A 6,287-nucleotide genomic window follows, 5' to 3' on the forward strand; every position below is an offset into this window, starting at 1 on the left:
GGTAACGAGCGCGCCAGCCCCCGGTGTTCGTGATGTGGCTCCCACACGGCGTGTGACCCGCCTAACCTCGGTGTCATGGACGAAGAGTTGCGTTCGCTCACGGAGCGCTTACGGGCCGAGGCGGACGCCTCGGGGGTGCCGGGCGCCTCGGCGGCCTGCGACCGGCTGGCGGCGACCGGGGACCACGACGAACTCGCCTCGGTGCTCACCGAGCCCGGACAGCCGCTGTGGGCGCGGGAGCTGGCCGCGTTCCGGCTCGGGCTGGCGGGGGACCGGCGGGCCTTCGAGTCCCTCGTGCTGCTCCTCAACCACCGCGACCCGCCGCGCTGCGCCGCCGCCGCCCACGCCCTCGCCCGGCTCGGCGACCCGCGCACCGCCCGCGCCGCCGCCGCCCTCGCCACCAACGAACTGCGCGTCGCCTACGCCCTGCACCCGGTGCGCCTGCTGGTCGAGCTGCGCGCCCCGGAGGCGGTGCCCGCGCTGATCACCACCCTGCAGCGCCGGCTGCGCCCGCACGACCCGTACCGGCGCGTGGCACTGGCCTGCGTCGAAGGGCTCGGCTCGCTGGGCGACGAACGGGCCGCACCCGTGCTGAAGGACGCCCTCGCCCACCCGGCGCTGGCCGAGGCGGCGGTTCGGGCGCTGGCGCGGATCCCGGGGCAGCGGTGAGCCGCCGGACGGTGCGCGCCGTCAGCCGGTGAGCGGCCTGGCGTACCGCACCTCGGGCACCGCGGCGCCGTCCACGACGGACGACTCCACGGCGCCGTCGGCGTGGAAACCGGCCCGCTCGTAGAAACGCCGGGCGCGGACGTTGCCCTCGAGCACCCACAGCAGCATCCGCGGGTGCCCGGCGGCGGCGCACCGGCGCACCGACTCACCGAGCAGGGCCTGTCCGACACCGCTGCCGAGACGCCCGGTGTCGACGTAGACCGCGTACAACTCGGCGTCGGCGGTGCGCAGGTCGCCGTCACGGTACGGGCCGTGGCAGGCCCAGCCGACCACGTCGCCCGCGTCGTCCTCAGCGACCAGGTTCACCGGACCGGCCGGAGCCCGGGTGAAGAGGGCGCGGCGCCGCTCGGCGTCCTCGGTGACGCTGAGCCCGTCGAGATACGGCTGCGGCATCAGCCCCCGGTACGCCGACTGCCAGCCCCGCACGCGGATCTCGGACACGCGGTCGCAGTCGGCGAGCGTCATCTCCCGCACCCGCGGCCCGCTCACGGGGCGACCACCGCGAACGCCTCGATCTCCATCAGGAACTCCGGCCGCACCAGCGAGGCGACCTGCACCGCCGAGGCGGCCGGCAGCCGGTCGTCGGGTATGTGCTCGGCGCGGGCCGCGCGGATCGCGGACATGTGCGCCATGTCCGTGACGAAGAAGGTCAGCTTCACCACGTCGTCGAAGCCGGCGCCGGCCGCGGCCAGGCAGCGCCGCAGGTTCTCGAAGACCTGCCGGGCCTGGGCCGCCGCGTCGCCCGCGCCGACGAGCTTGCCGTCCTCGTCCAGCGCGAGCTGGCCGGAGACGGCCACGAACCGCCCCGTGCCGAGGACGACGTGGCTGTACTGGGCGGCGGGGGCGACACCGTCGGGCGCGGAGATTCTGGTCAGCTCGTTCATGCCCCCATGATGGGCCACGGCACCGGCAGCGCTCCCGACGGTTCGTCAGGAGGCCGGGAGCGCCGGGGTGCCGGGGCCGGGACCCCTCAGTGCCGGAATCCCAGCAGGCCGTGCAGCGTGGAACCGCGCGAGGACGTCGACGCCGCCTTGGAGTCCAGCGGCTCCGGGTCGGGCGGCGTCGCGCACACGGCGTCGGCCTCGCCGTCGCCGCGCGGCACGGTGCCGTCGGCCAGGTAGGCGGCCAGGTGCTCGTCCAGGCAGGCGTTCCCGCTCAGCGTGACGCCGTGGTTGCCGCCGCCCTGCTCGACGACCAGGCTGGAGCCGCGCAGCAGCCGGTGCACCGTGACGCCGCCCTCGTACGGGGTGGCCGCGTCACCCGTCGCCTGGAGGAGCAGGGCCGGCGGCAGTCGCCGGTTGGCGACGTCCACCGGCTGCCGCGCGTCCGTCGGCCAGAAGGCGCACGGCGCGTTGTACCAGACGTTGTTCCAGGTCATGAACGGCGCTTTCGCGTACACCTCCCAGTTGTCCTCGCGCCACCGGTCCCAGTCGCGCGGCCAGCGGGCGTCACGGCACTGCACCGAGGTGTAGACGCTGTAGCCGTTGTCGCCGGAGGCGTCCGGGGCGCCGAAGTTCTCGTACGCCTCGACGAGCGGGCCGGCGTCCCCGTCGTTCACGTACGCCGCGAACGCCTCCGCCAGGTAGGGCCAGTAGCCGTTGTAGTAACCGCCCGGCAGGAAGGTGTCCTCCAGCTCCGCGGCGCCCACCTCGCCACCGGCCGGGTTCTTCGCGAGCGCCGCCCGCATTGCGTACCACGCGGCCTCGATCCGCTCCGGGTCGCTGCCGAGCCCGTACGCCGTGTGGTTCTTCGCGATCCAGGCCATGAAGGCGCGGTGACGGTCGTCGAAGGCGTGGTCCTGGTCGAGGTTGGCCTTGTACCAGACGTCGGTCGGATCGACGACCGAGTCCAGGACCAGGCGCCGCACCCGCTCCGGGTGGAGCTTGGCGTAGACGGCGCCCAGGTAGGTGCCGTAGGAGTAGCCGAAGTAATTGATCTTCTCCGAGCCGAGCGCCCCGCGGATCGCGTCCAGGTCCCGCGCGGCGCTGACGGTGTCGATGTGGGGCAGGACGTCCGCGTACTTCTTGCCGCAGGCCTGCGCGAAGGTCTTCGCGCGGGTGAGGTTGGCCTGCTCGACGGCCGGTGAGGTGGGCAGGGTGTCGGGGCGCACCGCGTCGAAGTGACCCGGACGGCAGTCCAGGGCCGGCTCGCTCCCGCCGACCCCCCTCGGGTCGAAGCCGATGACGTCGTACTGGGCGGCCACCTCCTCGGGCAGCGACGACGCCACGAACCCGGCGAGCGTCAGACCGCTGCCGCCGGGCCCGCCGGGGTTGACCAGCAGCGGCCCCTGGTACGTCTTCGCGGTGTGCGGGACGCGGGACAGCGCCAGGGTGATCCGCTTCCCGTCCGGGCGGGCGTGGTCGAGCGGCACCGTGAGTGACGCGCACTGGAGGGTCGGGTAGTCGTCCGTGCCGCACTTCTTCCAGGCGAGCCCCGCCGCCCGCGGGGCGTGGACGGGCGGCGGGGCACCGGCCTCGGCGGGCAGGGCCGTGACGGCACCGGCCGCGACGGCGGCGGCGCACAGCACGGCTGCGCGTTGTCTCATGGAGTCTCCCAGGACGGAGAGGCTGCGGCCCGCGTCGGTCACGGGCCTCGCCGCATCGTCCCGGCAAGCGTCCCCACAGGAACGCGTTCCGTCCGTACGTGACCCGATCGGGTCGTCGGATGCCCTCGAATGCCCGCGAGAGGGAGGACACGGCCCCCCTTCGTGAAAGGCGCTGGGCGGTCGGGCGGAGCAGCGGTCGACTCGTGACGCATCACCGTTCGACCCGTGACTGCGAGATCCTTGCCGCCGGCTTCGACACCTTGTTCCACGTTGCTCCTGTCGACGACCCCACCGGGCGAGCGACGGACGAGACTGCCCCCGCCCGGCCGGGAAATCACCAGGGCACCAAGGATGATCTGCCTGCTTCACGTGCCTTTCAACGCTGTGGTGTGGTACCGGGCCGGAAGGTGACGTTCGAGGTGTAGTAGAAACCCCCGCCGCTGACCTGGTTGCCGGTGACCGCGACGTCGCTCACCGGCGAGACGAACCCGACCGTGTCCGCGCTTACGCGGACCGCGTTGCGCGAGGCCCCCGAAGCGCCTGCCGTCACCGTCACCTGGTTGTCGACGATGTCGACCCCGGAGACGGGATTCGGCCCCACCTGGACCGTCGATTGGCCAACCTTCCTCGCTGACATGGAACTGACGTAGATCCCACCGACGCTGTTGTTGATCGTGTTGTTGCGGACGATGATGTCGGTGGTGTTCATCGCACCGATGGCGTCCCACTTGGCGTTGTCCACGACATTGCCCTCGATCAGCACGCGCGCGTGCACCTGACCGACCTTCTCGCCGCCGGTGTGCGATCCGACCAGCTTCGCCCAGGACGGCTGGGAGCCGGACGCACCCGCGTAGTTGCGCTGGACCTGTACATCCACGGTCGGGGTGCCATCGCTGGCCCCGGCCCATGTGTTGTTGGCGAGGGGCAGGTCGAGTTGGACGGCTTCGCCCTGCCACAGGCCCCACGTCGGATTCTCGACCCATCCCTTGAAGAAGCAGCCCCGGACCGCGCCCCGGCGCACGGCGTTGAGTTCGACCGCGTGCCACCACTTGACGTTCCAGACCGTCACACCTTCGACCTCCACGTCCTGGGTGTGGGTGAAGGTCAGCACGTTCATCGGCGGTGCCTTGTCGGCACGTGCCCGCGCCGGCCCGGAGTCCGCCCACACCCATGCCGAGATGGGGTCCCATTCGCCGCCCTTGACCATGATGTTGCCCGGGGCCGAATAGCCCGTTGTGGTGGAACTGGGAACATGGTTGATCAACATGGTGGCGGCCTTGGCGCCGCTGACGGCAGGCGCGCTGAAAGCCCCCTGGCTGTCCGTCACGTACTCGGGACTGGGTGAATGCTGATTCGTCCGGTCCAGCGTGTACTTCCGCATAACGGTGCCGAATTTGGCGACGAACCGCGCACCGGTGGCATCCAGGACCGTGTTGCCGCCGATGACCAAGGTGTTGAGCAGCGTGTAGGTGGGAACGCCCGTGTACCCGGCCTTCACGATGATCCGGCCCTTGTCGTCGACGCCGTGCGGGCCGACCACGCCCGCCGCCGCGTCGTCCAACGCCTTGCGCAGAGCCCGGACGTGCGCCGCCTCACCCGCGACGGACGGATTGACGCCGGTGACACCGGCCCCAGCCGCCGATGCTGCTCCCCCTGCAACTGTGACGGCTCCAGCCAGCACGCTCCCGCGCAGCAGCCCCCGCCGACTGATCCCTGTCATTTCCCTGCCCCGCCTCTCGGCCACCGGCCGACCTGTTCGAACAAACGTGGACGACCTACGCGTATCTGCACAGCGGTCCGGTTCCGTGCCACCGAGTTCGGTGCTGACGGTGGCCCACCCCTGGAACCCCGATGATCCCCTTACGGTAGCTGGTGACAGTACCCACGGAACCCGAACTCGTATGACTGGCGGGTTCCTGCTGATGCCGGCACCTCCTGCCTGACCGCAGAAACGATCCAACGCCGAGTTGCCGGGTGCCTGCCCGGCGACGGAACGTGCCCGTCGAGGGATCGCGCTTCGCCGTCGTGACGGAGCGGGCCCGGTCCGCGAGAGCTTCCGTCCATCCGACCCGGTCGGCCGCTGGCGCGGGTCTCTCCGAGGGGGTGTGGTCTTCAGCCCGGCGTCACGGCCGCTCTCAGGGCTTCGGGGCAGCGGCAGGGCGCGGTAGACGTCGTCGACGGGTGGTGAGGCGCCGCGGTGCCGGAGGCATGCCGAACCACGGTTGTGGTTGGTGCGCCCCGGGCTCCGGCTGGTGCGGGGATCACCTGTCCCTGCCGCTGGTCCCGGCTCGGTGAACAGGACCGCAGGAGGTGTGTTCCCGTGGCCCGAACGAGACCCGGTCCTCCGCGAACAGCCTGCGTTCACGAAGGGCCGGGCGTCAGGAGGACGGACCAGCGTGCGGAGGAGCCGGTCGTCCGACACCTCGCGGAGCCATGGCGTCAGAGAGTGGTCATGACCTTGCCGCTGTCCCAGTAGGTGCCGCGGTTGGTGCGGACGGCGATGTCGCTGTCCTTGGTATGGACCATCACGTCGGCCCTGCCGTCGCCGTCGACGTCACCGGCGGCGACCGCCGGACCGACGCCGACAGTCAGGGCGCCGCGAGAATGCCGGATGCGGATTCCTGTGCCGGACGACGAACTTCCTCTCCCTCGCCCCCAGCGAGGAGCAAGGGGCCGCTCGGCATCGGCTTCGTTCCCGCTGCCCTCACCCGTCCGTTCAAGGCGAGAGGTGATGACACGGCGCACGTCGGCCGGCGGCCCGCACCTGCGGGCCGCCGAGCAGGACGAGAGTCCCGCTAGAGAGTGAGCATCACCCTGCCGCCGTTGAAGTAGGTGCCCATGTTGGTGCGCACCGAGACTTCGCCGTTGTTGATGACGTGGACGTACATGTCGGCCTTGCCGTCACCGGTGGCGTCACCGAAGCGGAGGCGGCCCATGTCGCTGCCCGTGATGAAGCGGCCCCAGCCGGCGCTCCAGTGGGTGCCGCCGTCGAAGTAGGTGCCCATGTTCTTGC

General features: G+C 71.5%; 6 protein-coding genes and 1 pseudogene. 1 reads left to right on the top strand and 6 read right to left on the bottom strand.

Annotation, left to right across the window (positions count from 1 at the left end):
• Positions 1 to 75: 75 nt before the first annotated feature.
• Entirely contained in the window at positions 76 to 669 is a 594-nt protein-coding gene (locus ACZ4V6_RS21655) for an adenylosuccinate lyase (RefSeq protein ID WP_467829774.1), read from the top strand.
• 21 nt (positions 670 to 690) lie between these two features.
• Here ACZ4V6_RS21655 and ACZ4V6_RS21660 read toward each other — a convergent pair whose 3' ends face one another.
• The 6 genes and pseudogenes from ACZ4V6_RS21660 to ACZ4V6_RS21685 form a co-directional block, all read right to left on the bottom strand.
• Positions 691 to 1,218, bottom strand: a complete 528-nt coding sequence (locus tag ACZ4V6_RS21660; protein ID WP_467829777.1) for a GNAT family N-acetyltransferase — start codon at positions 1,216 to 1,218, stop codon at positions 691 to 693.
• Positions 1,215 to 1,613 (bottom strand): RidA family protein, encoded by a 399-nt coding sequence (locus tag ACZ4V6_RS21665; protein ID WP_467829778.1) that lies wholly within the window; start codon positions 1,611 to 1,613, stop codon positions 1,215 to 1,217. Before ACZ4V6_RS21665 ends, ACZ4V6_RS21660 begins: the two co-directional genes overlap by 4 nt.
• Positions 1,614 to 1,699: 86 nt before the next feature.
• Positions 1,700 to 3,274: an alpha/beta hydrolase gene (locus ACZ4V6_RS21670; RefSeq protein WP_467829780.1), complete on the bottom strand. Its 1,575-nt coding sequence runs from the start codon at positions 3,272 to 3,274 to the stop codon at positions 1,700 to 1,702.
• A gap of 376 nt (positions 3,275 to 3,650) precedes the next feature.
• The gene (locus ACZ4V6_RS21675; RefSeq protein WP_467829783.1) at positions 3,651 to 4,994 is read right to left on the bottom strand and encodes a hypothetical protein; all 1,344 of its coding nucleotides are present in this window, start codon (positions 4,992 to 4,994) and stop codon (positions 3,651 to 3,653) included.
• A gap of 719 nt (positions 4,995 to 5,713) precedes the next feature.
• Entirely contained in the window at positions 5,714 to 6,019 is a 306-nt protein-coding gene (locus ACZ4V6_RS21680) for an FG-GAP repeat protein (protein WP_467829785.1), read from the bottom strand.
• 50 nt (positions 6,020 to 6,069) lie between these two features.
• A pseudogene (locus tag ACZ4V6_RS21685) lies at positions 6,070 to 6,287 on the bottom strand (hypothetical protein); the annotation flags it as partial.

This window comes from Streptomyces sp. NPDC029152, assembly GCF_055564355.1.